Here is a 24,243-nt window from a genome sequence, read left to right on the forward strand (position 1 = left end):
TATAATCAAACCGAAAGGTTTTGTCAATGCATCCTTAGAAAGGAGGTGATCCAGCCGCACCTTCCGGTACGGCTACCTTGTTACGACTTCACCCCAATCACTTGCCCCACCTTCGGCGGCTGGCTCCCGTCAGGGTTACCTCACCGACTTCGGGTGTTGCAAGCTCTCGTGGTGTGACGGGCGGTGTGTACAAGGCCCGGGAACGTATTCACCGCGGCATGCTGATCCGCGATTACTAGCGATTCCGGCTTCATGCAGGCGAGTTGCAGCCTGCAATCCGAACTGAGAGCGGCTTTTTGGGATTCGCTCCCCCTCGCGGGTTCGCAGCCCTTTGTACCGCCCATTGTAGCACGTGTGTAGCCCAGGTCATAAGGGGCATGATGATTTGACGTCATCCCCACCTTCCTCCGACTTTTAGCCGGCAGTCCCTCTAGAGTGCCCAACTGAATGCTGGCAACGAGAGGCAAGGGTTGCGCTCGTTGCGGGACTTAACCCAACATCTCACGACACGAGCTGACGACAACCATGCACCACCTGTCACCCTGTCCCCCCGAAGGGGGAACGCCCAATCTCTTGGGTTGTCAGGGGATGTCAAGACCTGGTAAGGTTCTTCGCGTTGCTTCGAATTAAACCACATGCTCCACCGCTTGTGCGGGCCCCCGTCAATTCCTTTGAGTTTCAGCCTTGCGGCCGTACTCCCCAGGCGGAGTGCTTATCGCGTTAGCTGCAGCACTAAAGGGTGTGACCCCTCTAACACTTAGCACTCATCGTTTACGGCGTGGACTACCAGGGTATCTAATCCTGTTTGCTCCCCACACTTTCGCGCCTCAGCGTCAGTTGCAGGCCAGAGAGCCGCCTTCGCCACTGGTGTTCCTCCACATCTCTACGCATTTCACCGCTACACGTGGAATTCCGCTCTCCTCTCCTGCACTCAAGTCCCCCAGTTTCCAATGACCCTCCACGGTTGAGCCGTGGGCTTTCACATCAGACTTAAGGAACCGCCTGCGCGCGCTTTACGCCCAATAATTCCGGACAACGCTCGCCCCCTACGTATTACCGCGGCTGCTGGCACGTAGTTAGCCGGGGCTTTCTCGTGAGGTACCGTCACCGCGCCGCCTTGTTCAAACGGCGCTCCTTCGTCCCTCACAACAGAGCTTTACGACCCGAAGGCCTTCTTCGCTCACGCGGCGTCGCTCCGTCAGACTTTCGTCCATTGCGGAAGATTCCCTACTGCTGCCTCCCGTAGGAGTCTGGGCCGTGTCTCAGTCCCAGTGTGGCCGGTCACCCTCTCAGGCCGGCTACGCATCGTCGCCTTGGTGAGCCGTTACCTCACCAACTAGCTAATGCGCCGCGGGCCCATCCGCAAGTGACAGCCAAAGGCCGCCTTTCAACCAAAGACCATGCGGTCTTCGGTGTTATCCGGTATTAGCTCCGGTTTCCCGGAGTTATCCCGGTCTTGCGGGCAGGTTGCCCACGTGTTACTCACCCGTCCGCCGCTGACCAAACAAGAGCAAGCTCTCATTCGGTCCGCTCGACTTGCATGTATTAGGCACGCCGCCAGCGTTCGTCCTGAGCCAGGATCAAACTCTCCAAAAGAAAGTTGATTGGCTTTTGCTTCGGCCTCAGCACCAAAGGTGCCGCAAACCTCAGCTTTTCGTATGACGCTTGTGTTTTGTTTAGTTTTCAAGGAACTTTTGATTGAGTGTTGCACACCTTTGTTATTATACTTACCATCCACTTCGCTGTCAATTGTTTTTTTGTTTATTAACAGCGACGTTTATTAATATACTTTATATCTATATAAAAGTCAATAGTTTTTTAACAAAAAAAATGAAAAGGCATTTTGGCTAGAATGGTGCCTTTTCATAACTTTATTTCAGATGAACTGATCCTCACAAAATATATTGGTCAATCACAATTAATGCTGCAGCCCCTGGGAGGCCAAGAAATCCACAAACGAGCGAAGTAATTAAGTTAATCGGGATATGAATGTTAAAATGTCCGCCAACGGCATTGATGACAAACAGCGCGAGTGCGCCGACGATTAGGCGGATGGCGGCGTAGCCGACAAAGCGAAGCGCCTTAAGGCGAGCGCCGACAATAAGGAGCACGGCGATCAGCGTTAACAGCACCGTAATGACGATTTTCGGTTCCAATGATTGAACCCCCTTTTTTTGCACGCTTGTACTACAAACGTATGAAACACGGGGGAAAAAAGAACAAAAAAATAAGGAAGTCAACGCACTTCCTTCAATGTGATGCGGCGGTGCTTCGCTTCGCGGAGGAGAAAAAAATATTTCGCCTCCGCCAGTTGGAGCGCGCTCAGCACCTCCAGCGATGGATCAACGCTTTTTTCGATAAGCTGTTTTTGTTCGAGCCACTCGGTTCTTGCTTTTTGCAGCTCGGCGATTAGTTTTTCATCAAATTGTCTTTTTAGTTTTCCCTTCCGCCGCCATAGCAAACCGATCCCCACCTTCTTTCTCTCTACAGCTCACGGCGTCCTTCCAACGCTTTTGATAATGTCACTTCATCCGCATATTCCAAATCGCCGCCGACCGGCAAGCCATGGGCGATGCGGGTGACTTTGATCCCTGTCGGTTTTAGCAGGCGCGATAAATACATAGCCGTCGCCTCCCCTTCAATGTTTGGGTCGGTCGCCAAAATCACTTCTTGGATCGTTTCATCCTGCAATCTTGCCAGCAGCTCGGCGATTTTAATGTCTTCCGGACCGATCCCTTCCATTGGGGAGATGGCCCCGTGCAACACATGATATAGACCGTTATATTCCTTCATCTTCTCCATAGCGATGACATCTTTCGGGTCTTGGACGACGCAAATCATCGTTCGGTCGCGCCGTTCATCTTTGCAGATGTAACAAGGGTCTGTATCCGTAATATGTCCGCAAATCGTGCAATAATGAATATGGCGCTTCACATCGACGAGCGCTTTGGCAAACTCGAGCACGGTGTCCTCTTTCATCGCCAGCACATGGAATGCAAGGCGGGCGGCTGTTTTTGGACCGATCCCGGGCAGTTTCATAAAACTGTCAATTAACTTCGATATTGGCTCTGGATAATGCATAATTTCCCCCTAGAACAGTCCTGGAATGTTTAACCCTTTCGTAAATTGCCCCATCATGTCGTTCGCCAGTTCATCCACCTTTTTGAGCGCATCGTTTGTCGCCGCTAAAATTAAATCTTGCAGCATTTCAATATCGTCTGGGTCTACGACTTCTTCCTTAATTTTGACCTCTAAAATTTGTTTATGACCATTGGCGACGACCGTCACCATGCCGCCCCCGGCTGTGCCTTCTACCGTTTTTTCCGCTAACTCTTCTTGCGCCTTTTGCATTTCTTTTTGCATCTTTTGCATTTGTTTCAACATTTTTTGCATATTTCCCATTCCGCCACGCATCATTCTAGGATCCTCCTTCAATTGCTTATTCTTTAATTTCGATCAGCCCTTCGCCGAACAGTCGTTTTGCTTCGGCGATCAACGGTTCTTCTTCACTTTTTTCCGCTTTGGCTTCTTTGTTGCGGATAAACTCTTCCCTTATTTTTCCCCATTCTTCTTCCGGAATGGCGACCATTTCAAACCGCCGGTTCGTCAGTTCGAACAAAATCGTCTCAACGTTTTCCTTCACGGAGCTCGCCGGATCTGTCGCCATTTTGCAGTGAATTTCATACTTAAACTTTAACACAAATGCCGAGGCGCTCGCTGCGACCGGCTCGCTCTCTTGAAGCAAGGCGGCATGCGACACTTTATGCTGCCGCTTCAGCGTGTCAAGCACATCAGCCCAGCGTCCTTTCACCAACGCTAAATCTTCGTGCGTCGCCTGCTTCAACAGTTCGTGAATGCGGCCGACCGGCACTTTATATCCCCCAGTTTTTACCGCCTTCACCGTTTTTTTCGTCGGGGCGACAGCTGATGAAGGAGTGGGCGGCTGTTCCTTCAGGCGGCGCAGTTCGGCTTCCAGCGTCTCAATCCGCTTCACTAACGGTTCCAGCTCGGAGGCGGTCCGCGCTGGGGCGGCGACCGGCTGATGGCAAAGCTTCACAAGCGCCACTTCCAAAAGGAGGCGCGGGTGGTTCGTCCACTTCATCTCTTGCTGGCTTTTGTTCAACAGCTCAATCGCTCCGTATAAATCAGAAAGAGGAATCGTTTCCGAAAGCGAGGTAAACGCCTCGTCGACGACTGCAAGTTGAATAGCTCCTTCCACATGAGGGGCGGTTTTGTACAGCAACAAGTCGCGATAATACAAAATTAAATCTTCCACTAGACGGTTCGGGTCTTTCCCTTGCGCCATCATTGCTTCGAACTGCTGAAGAACCGCTGCTGTATCTTTGCGGTAGATGGCCCCAATGAAGTCGGCTAATGCGGCAAATGACGCCGCCCCGGTCATCGCCAGCACATCGTCGAGCTCAAGCTTCCCATCGCTAAACGAAATCGCTTGGTCAAGCAGGCTGAGCGCATCGCGCATCCCCCCATCGGCGGCGCGGGCAATGGCTGACAGCGCCTCATCGGATGCTTCCACTCCTTGGGCATTCGCTACGTATTTCAGCCGAGAAACGATGGCCGATAGCGGAATGCGGCGAAAGTCGAACCGTTGACAGCGGGAAATAATCGTTGCCGGAATTTTATGCGGCTCGGTCGTGGCCAAAATGAAAATGACATGTTTCGGCGGCTCTTCTAATGTTTTCAGCAGCGCGTTAAACGCGCCGATCGACAACATGTGCACTTCGTCAATAATGTACACTTTATAGCGGACCGAAGTCGGTGCAAACTTGACTTTGTCGCGGATGTCGCGGATTTCATCGACACGGTTGTTCGAAGCGGCGTCAATTTCCAGCACATCAGGAACCGTTCCGTTCGTAATGCCGAGGCAAGCGGGACATTCGTTGCACGGTTCGGCCGCCGGAGCATGTTCGCAATTGACCGCCTTGGCGAAAATTTTCGCCGCGCTCGTTTTTCCCGTTCCGCGGGGACCGGAAAATAGGTAAGCGTGCGATATTTTATGTTGAAGCAGGGCGCTTTGCAATGTTTTCGTTACGTGTTCCTGGCCGACCATGTCAGCGAAGCGCTGCGGCCGGAAAACACGGTATAACGCTTGATATGCCACGGAAAACGGCCCTCCTCTTCCTCTCATCCTATTTATTATATAACTTCTCGTTTCAATTTAAAATAACAAAAAACCCACTCGTCATGAGTGGGTTTTGTTTCGCCTATGTAAGGCCGTGCACCTTCTGTCGATTAGCTGCCCCGAGCGTTGCTCAAGCAGTTAGCTCAGCCCAGGCACCCCCGCGGCACATGGGAGCATCCGCTTACTGCTGCTTCCTTCCGGACCTGACAGGGTTCACGGAATCCCATTGCGCGGGACCCAGACGTCAACGCCACTTGCTTGAGACAGGCCTCACAACAGACTAACCTCGAGAAGGGATTCAGCCTCGCTAGAGCGGATTGCGAGTACAGGGCACCGCTACCTCCCCGCTTAGCACGGCACTATCAGTATAGCTCGTTTACGGGAAAAATGCAACGTAAATAGGCGGAATTTTAGTTGGAACTTCCGCCAACATTTTTCTTTTGTTCACGCAATCGGCGGAAAAAATCGCTTAATAACGACCCGCACTCGCTAGCCAATACGCCGCTAGTGACGTCGGCTTGGTGGTTGAACCGGCTCTCTTGCAGCAAGTTCATCAACGTCCCGGCGCATCCCCCTTTTGGGTCGCTGGCGCCAAACACAACCCGCTCAATGCGGGAAAGAACGATAGCTCCCGCACACATGGCGCATGGCTCAAGCGTCACATACAACGTCGCCCGCTCAAGCCGCCATGAACCGATCGCCTGGCACGCTTCATCAATCGCTAAAATTTCCGCATGGGCAATGGCGCGTTGCTCCGTTTCCCGCAAATTATGGGCGCGGGCGATGACGCGTCCGTCTTGGACGATAACGGCTCCGATCGGCACTTCACCGATTTGCTCCGCTTTTTTTGCCTCTTCAATCGCTAACTTCATGTAATACTCATCGTGGTTCATCGTATACCCCTTTGCGCAAACGGTCATTTCTCTTGCCTTTCCATCATAAAATATGGAGAATAAAGACGCAACTAGGAGGTTAAGTATGCAAATCCATGTCATACAGAGCGGACAAACGTTGAGCGGGATCGCTGAGGCATACGGAACGACCGTCGAGGAAATTGTCCGGGCCAACAAGCTTCCAAATCCTGATGAACTTGTTGTCGGCCAGACGCTCGTCATCCCGATCGTCGGCCGTTTTTATTGGGTGCAGCGCGGCGACAGTTTATGGTCGATTGCGCGCCGATTCTCCATTCCGATGCAGCGGCTTGCAGAGGTGAACCGCCTCTCGTTAAATGCCCCGCTGCGGGTCGGTCAGCGGCTGTACATCCCTCCCGGCGCCAAGCGGAGGGCGGAGTTTAACGCGTATATCGAGCCGCGCGGAGCCACCGTCAGCCCAGCACTGGAAGCGAGCGCCCGCGAGGCCGCCCCGTATTTGACCTATTTAAGCCCCTTTTATTTTTCCATCCGGCGCGACGCGACACTGCAAGGGCCGCCGCTTGACGACTTTCCGGCCATCGCCCGCGCCAACCGCGTCACGCTTGTTATGGTTGTCGCCAACATTGAAAACGGACAGTTCAGCGACGAGCTCGGTGCGCTCATTTTAACGAATGAGACACTGCAAAACCGCCTGCTCGACAACATTGTCGCGACCGCTAGACGTTACGGTTTTCGCGATATTCATTTCGATTTTGAATATTTGCGCCCGGAAGACCGCGAGGCATACAACGCCTTTTTGCGCAAGGCGAAACGTCGGTTTGAACGGGAAGGATGGTTGATGTCGACCGCTCTAGCGCCGAAAACGAGTGCGACTCAGCGCGGGCGCTGGTACGAGGCGCACGATTACCGCGCCCACGGACAAATTGTTGATTTTGTCGTCATTATGACGTACGAATGGGGTTACAGCGGTGGGCCGCCAATGCCTGTTTCCCCGATCGGACCGGTTCGCCGCGTACTTGAGTATGCCATTTCGGAAATGCCGGCAGGAAAAATTTTAATGGGGCAAAACTTGTATGGCTATGACTGGACGTTGCCGTACGTACCGGGCGGTCCGTACGCCCGGGCCATTAGCCCGCAGCAAGCCATCGCCCTTGCGGCAAAGTATAACGTCGCCATTGAATACGACATCGAGGCGCAGGCGCCCCACTTTCGCTATCGCGACGAGAACGGCCGCGAACATGAAGTATGGTTTGAAGATGCCCGTTCCATCCAAGCGAAATTTCATTTAGTCAAAGAACTTGGTTTGCGTGGAGTCAGTTACTGGAAACTTGGTCTTGACTTCCCGCAAAACTGGCTGCTAATCGCCGATCAATTCACGGTGGTGAAAAAATAGTGCCACTAAGACCAAAAACAATAAAAAAACCCGCCTTCGCCTGGCGGGTTTTTTTATGGCGGGAAACGGCATTTTGATCAGCCGTTTCGGGTGGCAATCTCCTCTTATGCGCGTCAGTATTGTTCGTTATCGCCGTGGCTGAGAACAAGAAATCGGCGTCCGCCGTCCCTTTATCCTCGTTGCCAACGTCATTCACTATAACACGGTTGCCGGGAAAAGTCAACCAACGATTTACTTAGCACCTTTTGTTCAGCGAATGACATCCCGGTTCCCCATGTACGGACGGAGCGCTTCCGGGATCACGACCGATCCGTCTTCTTGCTGGTAGTTTTCCAAAATGGCGGCAACGGTGCGCCCGATCGCTAGCCCTGAGCCGTTTAGCGTATGCACATACTCCGGCTTTGCTTTCGGCTCGCGGCGGAAGCGGATATTGGCGCGGCGCGCCTGGAACGCCTCGAAGTTGCTGCACGACGAAATTTCCCGGTACGTGCCATAGCTTGGCAGCCACACCTCAATATCATATGTCTTCGCCGCGGAAAATCCAAGATCCCCCGTACACAAGGCGACGACACGATACGGAAGCCCAAGCCGCTGCAAGATCGTTTCCGCTTGGCGCGTCAATTTTTCCAACTCGTCATATGAATCCTCCGGCTTGACGAACTTGACGAGCTCGACTTTATTGAATTGGTGCTGGCGAATGAGCCCCCTCGTATCGCGGCCAGCCGATCCGGCTTCGGCGCGGAAGCACGCACTGTAAGCCGCATAGTAAAGCGGCAAATCGTCAGCCGCTAAAATTTCATCGCGATGCAAGTTCGTCACCGGCACTTCCGCTGTCGGAATGAGAAAATAGTCTTCGCTGTCCAAATGAAATGCATCCTCAGCAAACTTCGGAAGCTGCCCGGTTCCGATCATGCTCGCCCGGTTCACTAAATATGGCGGCAACACCTCTTGGTAACCAAACTCATCGAGATGAATGTCGAGCATAAAGTTGATTAATGCCCGCTCAAGACGAGCCCCTAGCCCTTTATAAAACACAAACCGGCTTCCTGCCACTTTGGCGGCCCGCTCAAAATCAAGCAAACCGAGCTGGTCAGCAATGTCCCAATGCGGCTTCGGTTCAAACGGAAACGAGCGTGGTTCGCCCCATCTTCTCACTTCAACGTTATCTTCTTCCGATTGGCCGACCGGCACGGACTCATGCGGCACGTTTGGAATCGACAAAAGAAGGCTGTCGAGCTCTTCCTCAAGTTGGCGAATTTGCTCATCCATCTCTTTAATGCGATCACCGACTTCACGCATTTCGGCGATCAACGGTTCAGCTTCCTTTTTTTCGCGCTTTAAGACGGCGATTTGTTGCGACACATCATTGCGCTTGCTTTTGAGTTCCTCGGCCTCAGCAATCAAGCGACGGCGCTCTTTGTCGAGCTGCTCAAACCGGTCGATGTTGGCCAAGTCCCCGCCACGCTGCATCAACTTTTCTTTTACCTCTTGAAATTGAGTGCGCAGTAATTTTACATCCAACATTTGTTTTACCTCCTTACCCACCATTTATTATACATAAAAACGCTCCCGTCCCAAAAAAGGGACGGGAGCGTTCCCGCGGTGCCACCCTCATTGAAGGCCGTCATGCCTTCCGCTCATGCCGATAACGGCGGCTGCCGAAAACGCCTACTGACCGCTCAGGTGTTCAGCATTTTGCTCGAGGATGGATTCACAGGCGCCTCCTGCCGGTTCGCACCAACCACCGGCTCTCTGAAAGGAGGGATGCCTGCTACTAGTTCCTCTCATCGCGTTCGCATTCATTATACGCTTGATACCGTTTTTGCTTCCTTGACCATATTTAAGAAGTATTGCATGAACCGATGGTCATCGGTCAGTTCGGGGTGGAACGAGCAGCCAAGAAATTGGCCTTGCCGAGCCGCGACAATGCGGTCGTTGTATGTCGCGAGGATATCGACCCCGTCCCCGACCTCGACGATGTGCGGCGCACGGATGAAGACGCCGACGAACCCGTCGCCGACCCCTTTAATCGACAGCTCCGCTTCAAAGCTTTCCCGCTGCCGTCCGAACGAGTTCCGTTCAACCGTAATGTCCATCAAACCTAAGTGCGGCTCGTCGTAACCGACGATTCGTTTCGCCAGCAAAATGAGCCCGGCGCACGTGCCGAACATCGGCTTGCCGTCGGCGGCAAATTGCTTCAGCGGCTCCATGAGTCCGTACCGGTCAATGAGGCGCCGCATCGTCGTGCTTTCGCCGCCCGGCAACACGAGCCCATCGAGTCCAGCGAGCTGCTCCGGCTTTTTCACGATGACCGCCTCGGCGCCGCACGCCTCAATGGCGTGGATATGTTCTTGCACGGCCCCTTGCAGTCCGAGTACACCTATTTTCATCGTCCCTTTACTCCTTTGCCTGGCTTTACCAGCCGCGTTCTTGCATGCGGTGCTCCGGCAGCAACGTCGCGACATCAATGCCGCGCATCGCGCCGCCCAACCCTTTGGATAAGTGGGCGATCAGCTCGTAGTCCTCGTAATGAGTCGTCGCTTCAACGATCGCACGCGCATATTTTTCCGGGTTTTCCGATTTGAAAATGCCTGACCCGACAAAGACGCCGTCTGCGCCTAAGTGCATCATAAGAGCGGCGTCAGCCGGTGTCGCGACACCGCCGGCGGCGAAATTGACGACCGGGAGGCGACCAAGCCGTTTAATTTCACGCAACACTTCGACCGGAGCCCCAAGCTGCTTCGCCTCAGCGACAAGCTCGTCTTCGCTCATGCTGACGACTTTGCGGATTTGCGCGTTGACTTTGCGCATATGGCGCACCGCCTCAACGATGTTGCCTGTCCCCGGCTCCCCTTTTGTCCGCAGCATCGATGCCCCTTCAGCAATGCGGCGGGCGGCCTCACCTAAGTCGCGACACCCGCATACAAACGGAACCGTAAACTGCCGTTTATCGATATGGAATTCCTCATCAGCCGGCGTCAACACTTCGCTTTCGTCGATATAGTCCACGCCGAGCGCCTCAAGGACGCGCGCTTCCACATAATGACCGATGCGCACTTTCGCCATGACCGGGATCGACACAGCGTTCATCACTTCTTCGACCACCGTCGGATCCGCCATGCGCGCGACGCCGCCGGCAGCGCGAATGTCCGCCGGGACGCGCTCGAGCGCCATAACCGCGACAGCCCCTGCCGCCTCTGCAATTTTAGCCTGTTCTGCGTTGACGACGTCCATAATGACGCCGCCTTTTTGCATTTCCGCCATGCCGCGTTTGACGCGGTCTGTGCCTGTCAATGCCAACGTTGATTCCCCCTATTCCTATCCTTATGCTTTGCCATATACGCAAAAGGATGATTCCACTGTTTTATTTTACCTCAATTTTTACAAAAATCACAATGGAAAAAAGCTCCCCCGGCAGGGGAGTCGTTTTACAGCCAGCCTTTCACCGTTTCAGCAGCGCTCGTCCATAAGTCGGCAAACAGTCCGCCGATCGCACGCATGGAGAGCACAAACCAGTTTGCTTTTTCCACCTCGACGGTCGTCACAAGCGGCACACGAATGTTTTTTTGCATGTCCGGGCTCAAAAAGGCAAGAGAGTCATCTCCCTTATATTCGAGCGTCATATATCCGACCGTCTCTCCCTTTTTCAACGGAGCGGTCAGCTCGCCCTCATTTGTCATCTTTTTCTTATCCAATACATAGACCGGTTTGTACTGTTTTTCCTCGCCGTGTCTCACTAGCAGCGATAGTTTTTTGGCCGTGGCGACATGAACTTCTTTTTCTTTCCCTTTCACGACTGGAAGCGTCTCTTTTCCTTTCAGCTGATATCCCTTCGGATAAAGCGTTTGAAGCGAGTATTGATTAAATCCATAGTTAAATAGTTTTTTCGTTTCCTCGAAGCGCGCCTCTTTCGTCGTTTTTCCGCTCGCATCTTTCGCGTTCATAACGACAGAAATGAGACGGACGCCGTTCCGTTTCGCCGTTCCGGTGAAGCAATTGCCGGCAAACTCCGTATAGCCGGTTTTTAACCCATCTACCCCTTCATATCCGTACACAAGCCCTGGCAGCATCCAGTTCCAGTTGTCCATTTTGATTTCATCTTCCGTTCCTTCTCGGAACAGTTTCCTGGGGATACTGGCTGTTTCCAGCACTTCTGGATGATCTTTCAACAGCCGATAGGCAAGCGTCGCCATCGCCCGTGCAGACATGACGTTCTCCTCGTCCTGGCTTGTTCCTTCCGGATGGAATCCCTTTAAGTCGCTGTTACTTAACCCGGTGGCATTGACAAATTTATAATCTTTGAGTCCGAGCTCCTTCGCTTTTTCGTTCATCATTCGCACAAAATTTTTCTCCGATCCGGCAATGATTTCGGCGATCGCGACCGTTGCCGCGTTCGCTGAATAGATGGCCATCGCCTCATACAGCTCGCGAACCGTATATTGCCCGTCTTTGCGCAGCGGGACGTTTGACAGCGCCCGATCCTGCGACAACCGATATACGTAATCGCTTGGCGTATACGTTTGGTCCCATTTAACACGCTTCGCTTTAATGGCGTTAAGAAGCAAATATTCAGTCATCATTTTCGTCATACTGGCAATGCCAAGCACCGTATCAATATTCTTTTCGTACAAAATCCTTCCCGTTTGCGCGTCCACTAAAATAGCGGCGTCCGCCCGAATATCAAGCGGCGCGCTCTCCGCTTTCACCGTTCGTTGGAACGGCCATAATGTCAAACAAAGACAAATCGACAGCAGCCAAAAAAACCAGTTTCGTTTCCTCGTCTTCACGTCGCACCCTCCTTACACAATCGTTATTGTAACATATGGACAGCCAAAAAAATAGACGGAGGGCATGTCTCCGTCAAAGTTAGGCCGATTGGCGCAACCTCGCTTAAAACGCGGAGTAGTTTGGCGCCTCTTTCGTAATTTGCACGTCATGCGGATGGCTTTCGCGGAGTCCCGCGCCCGTCATGCGGATAAATTGCGTTTTCTCCCGCAACTCATCCAAGTTCCGCGTTCCGCAGTAGCCCATACCAGCGCGCAGTCCGCCGACGAGCTGATAAATCGTATCGGCAAGCGGTCCTTTGTATGGCACGCGCCCTTCGATGCCTTCTGGGACAAACTTTTTCGCTTCCTCTTGGAAATAGCGGTCCTTGCTGCCGCGCTCCATCGCCGCAACCGATCCCATGCCCCGGTACACTTTAAAGCGGCGTCCTTGATAAATTTCTGTCTCACCCGGGCTTTCCGAGACGCCGGCAAGCAAACTGCCAAGCATAACGGCATGCGCCCCAGCTGCGATCGCCTTCACGATGTCGCCGGAATACTTGATCCCGCCATCGGCAATAATCGGGACGCCATACTTGCGCGCCTCTGTCGCACAGTCGTAAATCGCTGTAATTTGCGGCACCCCAACCCCGGCGACAACCCGTGTCGTGCAGATAGAGCCTGGACCGATTCCAACTTTGATAATGTTCGCCCCCGCCTCAATGAGGTCGCGCGTCGCCTCAGCTGTCGCGACATTGCCAGCGACAATGTCTAAATCCGGATACTGGCGGCGGATAGTAGCCACTGTCTCGAGGACACCTTTCGAGTGACCGTGCGCTGTATCGACGACAATGACGTCAACCCCTGCCTCAACAAGCTTTTTAACGCGGATCATCGTGTCCGCCGTCACTCCGACAGCCGCCCCGACGACAAGACGTCCTTTTGCGTCCTTCGCTGAGTTCGGGAACTCAATCACTTTCTCAATATCCTTGATGGTAATTAACCCTTTTAGTATTCCGTTTTCATCAACGAGCGGCAATTTTTCGACCTTATGCTTTTGCAAAATTTTCTCCGCTTCCTCCAACGTTGTTCCAACCGGGGCCGTAATCAAATTTTCTTTCGTCATTACCTCGGAAATTTTAATTGAGTAGTCTTGAATAAAGCGCAAATCGCGGTTCGTAATAATGCCGACAAGCTTTTGTTCCTCAACGTTGTTCACGATCGGTACGCCTGAGATGCGATATTTGCTCATTAAATGCTCCGCATCGTACACTTGATGATCGGGCGTCAGGAAAAACGGATCAGTAATAACCCCCCGTTCCGACCGTTTTACTTTGTCGACTTGCTCGGCCTGCTGCTCAATCGACATGTTTTTGTGAATGACGCCAAGGCCGCCTTGACGCGCCATCGCAATCGCCATTTCCGCCTCAGTGACTGTATCCATGCCAGCGCTAATAATGGGGATGTTCAACTGCAGTGTGTCGCTCAGCCTCGTCGTGACATCAACATCACGCGGTAGCACATCAGATTTTGCCGGAATGAGAAGAACATCGTCAAACGTCAATCCTTCCTTTGCGAATTTCGCTTCCCACATGTTTTCTCCCCCTTGTCCGGAAATATTATTAGTAGCTTAACAACTGGTTAAACTACTGTCAAGGAATCAAAGAAATGTCCAACTTTTCAGTTATTTACCTACAATTCAGCCACAAGGGGGGTAAAAATGTTCGGAAATACGAATAAAGCGTTCAGCCTTTCTGTTTTCCGCTCCGCGGATACCGCGCAACACTTTTTACAGCAATGCTACAAGCAGCAGGGGCGCGACGACGCAGTTCAACGAAGTTATACGAACTGTTACCCGTTTTTATATTATTTGGAACACGGGCAAAACTTCTACGCCGCCGCCCAGCAGGCGCCGCTGTCGATCAAACCGGTTCTTTTATTTTACGGCATGGTGCAGCTGTTAAAAGCTTGCCTGCTTACCGTCGACCCCGACTACCCGGAGTCGACATCCGTTTTAGCCCACGGAGTGTCAACGAGAAAACGAAAAAAACAAGGCTATGAATTTTTAGATGACGAAGTAAAAGTACAGAAAAATGGTTTGTTCACTCATTTTTCTGAAAAAATGTTTCATGTGAAACAGGAAGCCGGAGAAAAGTTTCGCATGGGCACGCTGTTGCAACGGATTTGCGAGCTGCATGAAACGTTTTTCTCCCTAAATGGACGGAAAAAGCCATTATCTTTGCCAATTGTACATACCGCTTCACCGTCGATGCTGGCCATTCCAAAAACAATTTTGGATCACTACCATATGACTTTGCCCCGATTTGTCCAATATATTGGTGAAGAAGGACAAGGAAGACAGCTCGTCTTCATGAAGGAGGAAGGAGAATTTCTTTATTTTGAGACAGCGATGCCGCTATCTTCCGTTGGAGAGGGCCCTTTTTTATTTCACCTTAACGGAACATACTATATCCCGACCAAGAAAGAAAAAATTTTTACTCTCCCGGAGATCCACGCCCATTACTTGTTGTTGTACAACTTAAGCATGATTTCCCGCTACGAGACCGAATGGTGGAGCGAACTCCTCCACTCCTACTCAAGCAAGGCGTACATTTTTATCCTTCAATTCCTTTCGGTGTCGGCGGAAAAAGTTCCGTTATTGTTGAACGAATATTTAATGCAAAAGTTTTTGGCTAAACCAAATGAAAAATCCCCTGCTGTTTAAAACAGCAGGGGATTTCTTCGCCTAGCAGCGACCTACTCTTGCAGGGGCGCTGGCCCCAACTACCATCGGCGCTGGAGAGCTTAACTTCCGTGTTCGGGATGGGAACGGGTGTTTCCTCTCCGCTATCACCACTAGGCCATATAACGTTGTGGGGATCATTCCCTCAAAACTAGATAACCGTGTTGGGGAAGAAGCCGCGGCGCTTCCACTTTCTGTCTAGCTCCGGCCGCCATCGGCTCGCGACGCTTCGGTCCTGCTGCGGCGGCGACACATTGCATACGCTCCTATGGCACCACCCACGCAGAACCAAGCTTTGCTTGGTTCGAGCCTCCTCGCAGGCCCTCCAGCGCGTTTCGCCGATAGGCGGGCGGCCTCCGCTTTTCCTTTCTAGGTTAAGCCCTCGATCGATTAGTATCCGTCAGCTCCACGTGTCGCCACGCTTCCACCTCGGACCTATCGACCTCGTCATCTTCGAGGGATCTTACTCGCTTTTGGCGATGGGAAATCTCATCTTGAGGGGGGCTTCACGCTTAGATGCTTTCAGCGCTTATCCCGTCCGCACATAGCTACCCAGCGGTGCCCCTGGCGGGACAACTGGTACACCAGCGGTGCGTCCATCCCGGTCCTCTCGTACTAAGGACAGCTCCTCTCAAATTTCCTGCGCCCGCGACGGATAGGGACCGAACTGTCTCACGACGTTCTGAACCCAGCTCGCGTACCGCTTTAATGGGCGAACAGCCCAACCCTTGGGACCGACTACAGCCCCAGGATGCGATGAGCCGACATCGAGGTGCCAAACCTCCCCGTCGATGTGGACTCTTGGGGGAGATCAGCCTGTTATCCCCGGGGTAGCTTTTATCCGTTGAGCGATGGCCCTTCCATGCGGAACCACCGGATCACTAAGCCCGACTTTCGTCCCTGCTCGACCTGTCCGTCTCGCAGTCAAGCTCCCTTGTGCCTTTGCACTCTCCGAATGATTTCCAACCATTCTGAGGGAACCTTTGGGCGCCTCCGTTACCTTTTGGGAGGCGACCGCCCCAGTCAAACTGCCCACCTGACACTGTCTCCCACCCCGCTTAAGGGGTGCGGGTTAGAATTTCAATACCGCCAGGGTGGTATCCCACCGCCGCCTCCACCGAAGCTGGCGCTCCGGCTTCTCAGGCTCCCACCTATCCTGTACAAGCGATACCAAAATTCCATATCAGGCTGCAGTAAAGCTCCACGGGGTCTTTCCGTCCTGTCGCGGGTAACCTGCATCTTCACAGGTAGTATAATTTCACCGGGTCTCTCGTTGAGACAGTGCCCAAGTCGTTACACCTTTCGTGCGGGTCGGAACTTACCCGACAAGGAATTTCGCTACCTTAGGACCGTTATAGTTACGGCCGCCGTTTACTGGGGCTTCGGTTCGCACCTTCGCTTGCGCTAAGCGCTCCCCTTAACCTTCCAGCACCGGGCAGGTGTCAGCCCCTATACTTCGCCTTTCGGCTTCGCAGAGACCTGTGTTTTTGATAAACAGTCGCTTGGGCCTTTTCACTGCGGCTCTTCCAGGCTCATCACCCGAAAGAGCACCCCTTCTCCCGAAGTTACGGGGTCATTTTGCCGAGTTCCTTAACGAGAGTTCTCCCGCGCGCCTTAGGATTCTCTCCTCGCCTACCTGTGTCGGTTTGCGGTACGGGCACCTCTTCCCTCGCTAGAGGCTTTTCTTGGCAGTGTGGAATCAGGGACTTCCGGATCGAATCCGTCGCCATCACAGCTCAGCCTTTTAGCCAGCGGATTTGCCTGCTGGCCAGCCTCACTGCTTGGACAGGCTCTTCCAGCCGCCTGCTCACCCTATCCTCCTGCGTCCCCCCATCGCTCAAACGGGAAGGAGGTGGTACAGGAATCTCAACCTGTTGTCCATCACCTACGCCTTTCGGCCTCGGCTTAGGTCCCGACTAACCCTGAGCGGACGAACCTTCCTCAGGAACCCTTAGGCTTTCGGCGCAGAGGATTCTCACCTCTGTTTTCGCTACTCATACCGGCATTCTCACTTCTAAGCGCTCCACCAGTCCTTCCGGTCTGGCTTCTCTGCCCTTAGAACGCTCCCCTACCGATGACCAACGGTCATCCCGCAGCTTCGGCGGCACGTTTAGCCCCGGTACATTTTCGGCGCAGAGTCACTCGACCAGTGAGCTATTACGCACTCTTTAAATGGTGGCTGCTTCTAAGCCAACATCCTGGTTGTCTTCGCAACTCCACATCCTTTTCCACTGAACGTGCACTTAGGGGCCTTAGCTGGCGATCTGGGCTGTTTCCCTCTTGACCACGGATCTTATCACTCGCAGTCTGACTCCCAAGGATAAGTCATTGGCATTCGGAGTTTGACTGGGTTCGGTAACCCGATGAGGGCCCCTAGCCCAATCAGTGCTCTACCTCCAACACTCTTACCTTGAGGCTAGCCCTAAAGCTATTTCGGGGAGAACCAGCTATCTCCAAGTTCGATTGGCATTTCACCCCTACCCACACCTCATCCCCGCACTTTTCAACGTGCGTGGGTTCGGGCCTCCAGCCGGTGTTACCCGGCCTTCACCCTGGACATGGGTAGATCACCTGGTTTCGGGTCGACGACGACGTACTCATGCGCCCTGTTCAGACTCGCTTTCGCTGCGGCTCCGCCTTCTTGGCTTAACCTCGCACGCCATCGTCACTCGCCGGTTCATTCTACAAAAGGCACGCCATCACCCATAAACGGGCTCTGACTACTTGTAGGCACACGGTTTCAGGTTCTCTTTCACTCCCCTTCCGGGGTGCTTTTCACCTTTCCCTCACGGTACTGGTTCACTATCGGTCACTAGGGAGTATTTAGCCTTGGGAGATGGTCCTCCCTGCTTCCGACGGGATTTCCCGTGTCCCGCCGTACTCAGGAGCCGCTCGGGAGGGAACGAAGTTTCGACTACAGGGCTCTCACCTTCTCTGGCCGGCCGTTCCAGACCGGTTCGTCTACCCCGTTCCTTTCTCACTCCCACATGAGCGGTCCTACAACCCCAAGAGGCACGCCTCTTGGTTTGGGCTGTTCCCGTTTCGCTCGCCGCTACTCAGGGAATCGCGTTTGCTTTCTTCTCCTCCGGGTACTAAGATGTTTCAGTTCCCCGGGTGTGCCCTCCATGCCCTATGGATTCAGGCATGGATCCTGTCCCATTACGGACAGGGGGTTCCCCCATTCGGACATCTCCGGATCAACGCTTGCTTACAGCTCCCCGGAGCGTTTCGGCGTTTGCCCCGTCCTTCATCGGCTCCTAGTGCCAAGGCATCCACCGTGCGCCCTTTCTAGCTTAACCTAAAGCGTCTCGGCTTCTTCCTTTTGTGTATCGGTTATCTAGTTTTCAAGGAACGATTTCTGTTCACTTAAAATGGTGGAGCCTATCGGGATCGAACCGATGACCTCCTGCGTGCAAAGCAGGCGCTCTCCCAGCTGAGCTAAGGCCCCACAATATAGGATGGGCCTAAGTGGACTTGAACCACCGACCTCACGCTTATCAGGCGTGCGCTCTGACCAGCTGAGCTATAGGCCCATAATGTATGTGCAGAGAATAACCAATTCCCTCAAAACTAAACAAAACACCAAGCGCCATTATAATCAAACCGAAAGGTTTTGTCAATGCATCCTTAGAAAGGAGGTGATCCAGCCGCACCTTCCGGTACGGCTACCTTGTTACGACTTCACCCCAATCACTTGCCCCACCTTCGGCGGCTGGCTCCCGTCAGGGTTACCTCACCGACTTCGGGTGTTGCAAGCTCTCGTGGTGTGACGGGCGGTGTGTACAAGGCCCGGGAACGTATTCACCGCGGCATGCTGATCCGCGATTACTAGCGATTCCGGCTTCATGCAGGCGAGTTGCAGCCTGCAATCCGAACTGAGAGCGGCTTTTTGGGATTCGCTCCCCCTCGCGGGTTCGCAGCCCTTTGTACCGCCCATTGTAGCACGTGTGTAGCCCAGGTCATAAGGGGCATGATGATTTGACGTCATCCCCACCTTCCTCCGACTTTTAGCCGGCAGTCCCTCTAGAGTGCCCAACTGAATGCTGGCAACGAGAGGCAAGGGTTGCGCTCGTTGCGGGACTTAACCCAACATCTCACGACACGAGCTGACGACAACCATGCACCACCTGTCACCCTGTCCCCCCGAAGGGGGAACGCCCAATCTCTTGGGTTGTCAGGGGATGTCAAGACCTGGTAAGGTTCTTCGCGTTGCTTCGAATTAAACCACATGCTCCACCGCTTGTGCGGGCCCCCGTCAATTCCTTTGAGTTTCAGCCTTGCGGCCGTACTCCCCAGGCGGAGTGCTTATCGCGTTAGCTGCAGCACTAAAGGGTGTGACCCCTCTAACACTTAGCACTCATCGTTTACGGCGTGGACTACCAGGGTATCTAATCCTGTTTGCTCCCCACGCTTTCGCGCCTCAGCGTCAGTTGCAGGCCAGAGAGCCGCCTTCGCCACTGGTGTTCCTCCACATCTCTACGCATTTCACCGCTACACGTGGAATTCCGCTCTCCTCTCCTGCACTCAAGTCCCCCAGTTTCCAATGACCCTCCACGGTTGAGCCGTGGGCTTTCACATCAGACTTAAGGAACCGCCTGCGCGCGCTTTACGCCCAATAATTCCGGACAACGCTCGCCCCCTACGTATTACCGCGGCTGCTGGCACGTAGTTAGCCGGGGCTTTCTCGTGAGGTACCGTCACCGCGCCGCCTTGTTCAAACGGCGCTCCTTCGTCCCTCACAACAGAGCTTTACGACCCGAAGGCCTTCTTCGCTCACGCGGCGTCGCTCCGTCAGACTTTCGTCCATTGCGGAAGATTCCCTACTGCTGCCTCCCGTAGGAGTCTGGGCCGTGTCTCAGTCCCAGTGTGGCCGGTCACCCTCTCAGGCCGGCTACGCATCGTCGCCTTGGTGAGCCGTTACCTCACCAACTAGCTAATGCGCCGCGGGCCCATCCGCAAGTGACAGCCAAAGGCCGCCTTTCAACCAAAGACCATGCGGTCTTCGGTGTTATCCGGTATTAGCTCCGGTTTCCCGGAGTTATCCCGGTCTTGCGGGCAGGTTGCCCACGTGTTACTCACCCGTCCGCCGCTGACCAAACAAGAGCAAGCTCTCATTCGGTCCGCTCGACTTGCATGTATTAGGCACGCCGCCAGCGTTCGTCCTGAGCCAGGATCAAACTCTCCAAAAGAAAGTTGATTGGCTTTTGCTTCGGCCTCAGCACCAAAGGTGCCGCAAACCTCAGCTTTTCGTATGACGCTTGTGTTTTGTTTAGTTTTCAAGGAACTTTGCATCTCTTAATGATGACAGCTATTAAATAATAACGTATAGACAACGAAAAGTCAATAGTGTTTTTTATTTCGTTGTCTTCGCAAGCAAAACTGATTGTATCACGTTGTTGTCGTTTATGCAACGGTATTTTTTGGAGAAACGGTTCACAGAAAAGGTCCATGGGCAACCTTTTGCGCTCCACCCCGGGATGAAAATCGCCGCTTGCCGCCGGGATTTTCACGGAAAAGACTCATGGGCAACGTTTTGCCCCCCACCCGGGGATGAAAATCACGCGCCAGTGCGGCATTTTCACGGAAAATAGATGATCCATCTCCTGCTTTTGGTTTAAGGTGGGGATTTCTCAGTCAAGGTGATAAGATTTCCTCGATGTACAGATCTCGGTGCTCGGCTAACGGAAGCAACTCTTCAGTTTCGATCACCTTGACGATCGGCCTTAGCGGCTCGTCGCGCTGAGTAAATACTACTTTAGCTGTCTCGCCGTTTGATAGTTTGACCATAGTTCCCGTTTGCAAGCTGACTAGATGGTTGAAAAGCAAAGCGACCACCTCTGCATTTAATCTGCTCGCTTGCTCCCGCTGCATTGTTTCAATAACACGAAGGGGGGACTGCTTGCGGCGGTACAGGCGTTCTGAAGTCATTGCATAGTATACGTCAGCGACCGCAATAATTTGGCCATACGGATGAATTTTTTCCGCTTTGACTCGCAACGGATATCCGCTGCCGTCATTTCGCTCGTGATGTTGCAGCACAGCTAATTTTGCTCCTTGGTTTAACGCAGCAATTTTTTGCACCATTCGGTAACCAAAAATAGGATGTTGTTCTATTTCACGGAACTCCGCCTCGGTAAGCGCCGAAGGCTTCAACAAAATTTGGCTGCTTATTTTGGCCATGCCACAGTCAGATAAAACGCCAGCAAGCACGATTTGATGACATTCGCCTTGGCCGTAGCCGAGTTGCATGGCTAGAAACCCGGCGAGCAAACCAACGCTGACAGCGTGGTGGTATAAATATTCTTCTTTTGTTGTGTAATGATGAAGCATAAGCAACTCCCGTTTATGCTTTATCATTTGGTTGAACAGCGGGATGGCGATCTCTCTTATTTCGCGGATATCGACCGGCAACCCGGATTGCCATGACTGAAACACCCTTTTATACTGTTTCACTGCCTCTAAATACAGCATAACCGGCCGCTCGTCGGGTTTCGTCAAGGAGGGGTCGCCCCCAAGGAAGGGCTCACCATTGACTAGTACTGGTTCTACCTCCACTTCATCAATGAGAAACTTGCTGAGCACGTGCAGCAGGGACTTAGTGATAACCGTGTTTTTCAACATGATCGGTTTTTTTGTTTTGCCAAGCACATCCTCAGCAAGCACACAGCCTTCGCAAAGCTGGTCCAATTTAACGCGCACCATCGGTTTATGCACCTCTGCCTATAACATTTATGTTTATCTTAACATGATTTTTCCTGTAATGGGAGTGCTTCAGCACCAAAAAAGACGCTCCGCGCCTTTGTGGCCGGAACGTCATAGAAACTAAGCCGAATGGTCTTCCTCTTTTTCTCCCTCGGGTACCTTCGCTACGGTGGCGACGCATTCGTGTTCATCTTCGCCAGAGAGGCGAATGAGTTTGACGCCTTGGGCAATTCTCCCTGTTCGGGAAATATCATGGACCGCGATGCGGATGAGCACGCCGCCGGTCGTAATCACCATTAAGTCTTCGTTGCCGACGACCGTTGTCACTGCGACGACAGAACCGTTTCTTTCTGTAACATTGCACGTTTTCAATCCCTTGCCGCCGCGGCTTTGCACCCGGTATTCCGAGGCTGGGGTGCGCTTGCCGAACCCTTTTTTCGTGACGACAAGCACGTCGTGGTGATCTTCTAAAATCTCCATGCCAACGACTTCATCGTCGCCGTCGAGCGTGATCGCTTTGACTCCGGTTGCGCTGCGGCCCATCGTTCGGACGTCGGTTTCCGGGAAGCGGATGAGCATCCCATTTTTCGTGCCAATGATCAAATGTTTTTTGCCGTCCGTCAGCCTGACGGAAATCAGCTCATCCCCTTCTCGCAAATGAATAGCAATTAACCCGTTGTTGCGGATGTGGGCGAAGGAGGAAAGTGGAGAACGCTTGGCGATCCCTTGTTTTGTTGCAAACACAAGGTAACGTTCGTCGTCGAATGTTTCAATGGGGATCATCGCGTTGATCCACTCATCTTTATCGAGCTCAAGCAAGTTAATGATCGGCAGCCCTTTGGCCGTTCGGCCGAACTCCGGGATTTCGTAGCCTTTCGCCCGATATACTTTCCCTTTGTTCGTGAAAAACAGCACGTTGTCGTGGGTCGATGTAATGAGCAAATGTTCGACAAAATCGTCTTCCGCCGTGTGCATTCCTTGCACGCCTCGGCCGCCGCGCTTCTGACTCCGATACGTCGATAAAGGCAGACGCTTAATATAGCCTTTATGGGTGAGCGTAATGACAATATGCTCATGAGGGATTAAGTCTTCATCGTCGAGCTGTTCGACGGCTCCAACAACGATTTCCGTACGCCGCTCATCGTTGAACCGCTCTTTAATCTCGCTAAGCTCGTCGCGAATAATTTGCAACACTTTCTCTTCGTCAGCCAACACCGCTCTCAGCTCGGCGATAAGACGGACAAGGTCTTGATATTCTTGTTCGATTTTTTCCCGTTCAAGGCCGGTCAGCCGTTGCAGACGCATATCCAAAATCGCTTGCGCCTGCCGTTCGCTGAGTGAAAATCGCTCCATCAGCCCTTCGCGCGCAGCTTCCGTCGTCCGTGAACGCCGGATGAGGTCGATCACTTCATCCAAGTGATCGAGAGCGATGCGCAAGCCTTCTAAGATGTGGGCACGCGCCTCAGCTTTTTTAAGTTCGAATGCCGTCCGTCGGCGGATAACTGTTTTTTGATGGGTTAAATAATGCTCCAAGCATTCTTTTAAGTTCAGCACTTTCGGCTCGCCGTCGACCAAGGCAAGCATATTGATTCCGAAACTCGTTTGTAATGCTGTATGTTTGTATAAGTTGTTTAAAACGACTTTCGCGTTGGCATCCCGCCGCACTTCAATGACGATGCGCATCCCGCTCCGATCCGACTCGTCGCGCAAATCAGTAATCCCGTCAATTTTTCTCTCACGCACAAGTTCAGCGATTCGTTCAATCAGTTTCGCTTTGTTCACTTGGTAAGGGAGTTCGCTCACGATAATTGTTTCTTTGCCGTTGGCGTGTTGCTCGATCTCAGCCTTGGCGCGCAACGTAATCGAACCCCGTCCAGTTTCATACGCCTTGCGGATGCCGCTGCGGCCGATAATTTGTCCGGCAGTCGGAAAATCAGGCCCAGGGATGTATTCCATTAAGTCAGCGACTGTCATGTCCGGGTTTTGGCTTAGCGCCAACAAGGCGTCGATCACTTCGCCAAGTTGATGCGGCGGAATGTTCGTCGCCATCCCAACGGCGATGCCCGATGAACCGTTGACAAGCAAGTTCGGAAACCGGGATGGCAGCACAACTGGCTCTTTTTCCGAGCCATCATAGTTGTCTTGGTAGTCGATCGTGTCTTTATTGATATCGCGCAACAACTCCATTGCGATTTTCGACATGCGCGCTTCTGTGTAACGCATAGCGGCGGCGGCATCGCCGTCGATCGATCCGAAGTTGCCGTGCCCGTCAACGAGCATGTACCGGTAGTTGAAATCTTGTGCCATGCGCACCATCGTATCGTACACGGCGGCGTCGCCGTGCGGATGGTATTTCCCGATCACTTCGCCGACGATGCGGGCCGATTTTTTGTACGGTTTATCGGCGGTCATGCCAAGATCGTGCATGGCGTACAAAATGCGGCGGTGCACCGGTTTCAATCCGTCGCGCACGTCCGGCAAGGCCCGTGAAACGATAACGCTCATTGCATAATCGAGGAACGAAGAACGCATTTCTTGGCTAATATTCACTTCGCGAATGCGCGGTTGTTCATGTTCTGCCATTCGTCCAAACCTCCCTTTTGAACCTCCTCCGTTCCGGTCTGCCTAAT

At 52.9% G+C, this 24,243-nt stretch carries 15 protein-coding genes, 2 tRNA genes, 4 rRNA genes, 1 other RNA gene and 1 other annotated feature; of the genes, 2 read left to right on the forward strand and 20 right to left on the reverse strand.

Going from position 1 to position 24,243, the window contains the following annotated elements; all coding sequences use genetic code 11:
• Positions 1–38: 38 nt before the first annotated feature.
• The 8 genes from IC803_RS17030 to tadA all read right to left on the reverse strand — a co-directional run bounded on the left by IC803_RS17030 (position 39) and on the right by tadA (position 6,033).
• A 16S ribosomal RNA gene (locus IC803_RS17030) occupies positions 39–1,596 on the reverse strand.
• Between the two features lie 296 nt (positions 1,597–1,892).
• Positions 1,893–2,156: a pro-sigmaK processing inhibitor BofA family protein gene (locus tag IC803_RS17035; protein WP_081211217.1), complete on the reverse strand. Its 264-nt coding sequence runs from the start codon at positions 2,154–2,156 to the stop codon at positions 1,893–1,895.
• Positions 2,157–2,236: 80 nt separating this feature from the next.
• Positions 2,237–2,461 carry a YaaL family protein gene (locus IC803_RS17040; protein WP_081211219.1) on the reverse strand — a complete coding sequence of 75 codons (225 nt, stop codon included), beginning with the start codon at positions 2,459–2,461 and terminating at the stop codon, positions 2,237–2,239.
• A gap of 23 nt (positions 2,462–2,484) precedes the next feature.
• Positions 2,485–3,081, reverse strand: a complete 597-nt coding sequence (recR, locus tag IC803_RS17045; protein WP_029761869.1) for a recombination mediator RecR — start codon at positions 3,079–3,081, stop codon at positions 2,485–2,487.
• Positions 3,082–3,090: 9 nt separating this feature from the next.
• A complete protein-coding gene (locus IC803_RS17050) occupies positions 3,091–3,417 on the reverse strand; it encodes a YbaB/EbfC family nucleoid-associated protein (RefSeq protein WP_008882094.1) in 327 nt (108 codons plus the stop codon).
• Between the two features lie 22 nt (positions 3,418–3,439).
• Positions 3,440–5,119, reverse strand: coding sequence for a DNA polymerase III subunit gamma/tau (gene dnaX, locus IC803_RS17055; RefSeq protein ID WP_081211221.1), 1,680 nt, complete (start codon positions 5,117–5,119; stop codon positions 3,440–3,442).
• A 113-nt stretch (positions 5,120–5,232) separates the two neighbouring features.
• Positions 5,233–5,497, reverse strand: an RNA gene (gene ffs, locus IC803_RS17060) — signal recognition particle sRNA large type.
• A 53-nt stretch (positions 5,498–5,550) separates the two neighbouring features.
• Positions 5,551–6,033, reverse strand: coding sequence for a tRNA adenosine(34) deaminase TadA (gene tadA, locus IC803_RS17065; protein WP_223811994.1), 483 nt, complete (start codon positions 6,031–6,033; stop codon positions 5,551–5,553).
• Between the two features lie 85 nt (positions 6,034–6,118).
• Here tadA and IC803_RS17070 point away from each other — a divergent pair, with 85 nt between their 5' ends.
• Positions 6,119–7,405: a glycoside hydrolase family 18 protein gene (locus IC803_RS17070; RefSeq protein ID WP_081211225.1), complete on the forward strand. Its 1,287-nt coding sequence runs from the start codon at positions 6,119–6,121 to the stop codon at positions 7,403–7,405.
• 249 nt (positions 7,406–7,654) lie between these two features.
• Here the strand turns inward: IC803_RS17070 and serS are convergent, their stop codons facing one another.
• The 5 genes from serS to guaB form a co-directional block, all read right to left on the reverse strand.
• The gene (gene serS, locus IC803_RS17075) at positions 7,655–8,929 is read right to left on the reverse strand and encodes a serine--tRNA ligase (RefSeq protein WP_081211229.1); all 1,275 of its coding nucleotides are present in this window, start codon (positions 8,927–8,929) and stop codon (positions 7,655–7,657) included.
• A gap of 54 nt (positions 8,930–8,983) precedes the next feature.
• Positions 8,984–9,202, reverse strand: a binding site (T-box leader).
• A gap of 5 nt (positions 9,203–9,207) precedes the next feature.
• Positions 9,208–9,795 carry a pyridoxal 5'-phosphate synthase glutaminase subunit PdxT gene (gene pdxT, locus IC803_RS17080; protein ID WP_081211231.1) on the reverse strand — a complete coding sequence of 196 codons (588 nt, stop codon included), beginning with the start codon at positions 9,793–9,795 and terminating at the stop codon, positions 9,208–9,210.
• 25 nt (positions 9,796–9,820) lie between these two features.
• Positions 9,821–10,705, reverse strand: a complete 885-nt coding sequence (gene pdxS / locus IC803_RS17085) for a pyridoxal 5'-phosphate synthase lyase subunit PdxS (RefSeq protein ID WP_033018342.1) — start codon at positions 10,703–10,705, stop codon at positions 9,821–9,823.
• A gap of 128 nt (positions 10,706–10,833) precedes the next feature.
• Positions 10,834–12,192 (reverse strand): serine hydrolase, encoded by a 1,359-nt coding sequence (locus tag IC803_RS17090; protein WP_081211233.1) that lies wholly within the window; start codon positions 12,190–12,192, stop codon positions 10,834–10,836.
• Between the two features lie 103 nt (positions 12,193–12,295).
• Positions 12,296–13,762 (reverse strand): IMP dehydrogenase, encoded by a 1,467-nt coding sequence (gene guaB / locus IC803_RS17095; RefSeq protein ID WP_081211235.1) that lies wholly within the window; start codon positions 13,760–13,762, stop codon positions 12,296–12,298.
• Between the two features lie 126 nt (positions 13,763–13,888).
• Here guaB and IC803_RS17100 point away from each other — a divergent pair, with 126 nt between their 5' ends.
• Positions 13,889–14,893, forward strand: coding sequence for a YaaC family protein (locus IC803_RS17100; protein ID WP_081211237.1), 1,005 nt, complete (start codon positions 13,889–13,891; stop codon positions 14,891–14,893).
• A 19-nt stretch (positions 14,894–14,912) separates the two neighbouring features.
• On the opposite strand, the gene rrf is transcribed toward IC803_RS17100, so the two are convergent.
• The 7 genes from rrf to gyrA all read right to left on the reverse strand — a co-directional run bounded on the left by rrf (position 14,913) and on the right by gyrA (position 24,196).
• Positions 14,913–15,029 (reverse strand): 5S ribosomal RNA (rrf, locus tag IC803_RS17105).
• Between the two features lie 252 nt (positions 15,030–15,281).
• A 23S ribosomal RNA gene (locus IC803_RS17110) occupies positions 15,282–18,210 on the reverse strand.
• A 73-nt stretch (positions 18,211–18,283) separates the two neighbouring features.
• Positions 18,284–18,359: transfer RNA gene (locus tag IC803_RS17115), tRNA-Ala, on the reverse strand.
• An 11-nt stretch (positions 18,360–18,370) separates the two neighbouring features.
• Positions 18,371–18,444 (reverse strand) — tRNA-Ile (locus IC803_RS17120).
• Positions 18,445–18,542: 98 nt separating this feature from the next.
• Positions 18,543–20,100, reverse strand: a 16S ribosomal RNA gene (locus IC803_RS17125).
• The 16S, 23S and 5S rRNA genes sit together here with 2 tRNA genes alongside, the layout of an rRNA operon.
• A gap of 445 nt (positions 20,101–20,545) precedes the next feature.
• Positions 20,546–21,613: an HD-GYP domain-containing protein gene (locus tag IC803_RS17130; protein WP_081207985.1), complete on the reverse strand. Its 1,068-nt coding sequence runs from the start codon at positions 21,611–21,613 to the stop codon at positions 20,546–20,548.
• Positions 21,614–21,733: 120 nt separating this feature from the next.
• Positions 21,734–24,196 carry a DNA gyrase subunit A gene (gyrA, locus tag IC803_RS17135; RefSeq protein WP_081207983.1) on the reverse strand — a complete coding sequence of 821 codons (2,463 nt, stop codon included), beginning with the start codon at positions 24,194–24,196 and terminating at the stop codon, positions 21,734–21,736.
• Between the last annotated feature and the right edge of the window lie 47 nt (positions 24,197–24,243).

Source organism: Geobacillus sp. 46C-IIa (assembly GCF_014679505.1).
GTDB lineage: Bacteria > Bacillota > Bacilli > Bacillales > Anoxybacillaceae > Geobacillus.

Bases quoted from the DNA above. Each gene is read 5' to 3' on its own strand.
- recR (WP_029761869.1), bottom strand. From the start codon at position 3,081: ATGCATTATCCAGAGCCAATATCGAAGTTAATTGACAGTTTTATGAAA.
- IC803_RS17050 (WP_008882094.1), bottom strand. From the start codon at position 3,417: ATGATGCGTGGCGGAATGGGAAATATGCAAAAAATGTTGAAACAAATG.
- tadA (WP_223811994.1), bottom strand. From the start codon at position 6,033: ATGAACCACGATGAGTATTACATGAAGTTAGCGATTGAAGAGGCAAAA.
- IC803_RS17070 (WP_081211225.1), top strand. From the start codon at position 6,119: ATGCAAATCCATGTCATACAGAGCGGACAAACGTTGAGCGGGATCGCT.
- serS (WP_081211229.1), bottom strand. From the start codon at position 8,929: ATGTTGGATGTAAAATTACTGCGCACTCAATTTCAAGAGGTAAAAGAA.
- pdxT (WP_081211231.1), bottom strand. From the start codon at position 9,795: ATGAAAATAGGTGTACTCGGACTGCAAGGGGCCGTGCAAGAACATATC.
- guaB (WP_081211235.1), bottom strand. From the start codon at position 13,762: ATGTGGGAAGCGAAATTCGCAAAGGAAGGATTGACGTTTGACGATGTT.
- IC803_RS17100 (WP_081211237.1), top strand. From the start codon at position 13,889: ATGTTCGGAAATACGAATAAAGCGTTCAGCCTTTCTGTTTTCCGCTCC.
- IC803_RS17130 (WP_081207985.1), bottom strand. From the start codon at position 21,613: ATGGTGCGCGTTAAATTGGACCAGCTTTGCGAAGGCTGTGTGCTTGCT.
- gyrA (WP_081207983.1), bottom strand. From the start codon at position 24,196: ATGGCAGAACATGAACAACCGCGCATTCGCGAAGTGAATATTAGCCAA.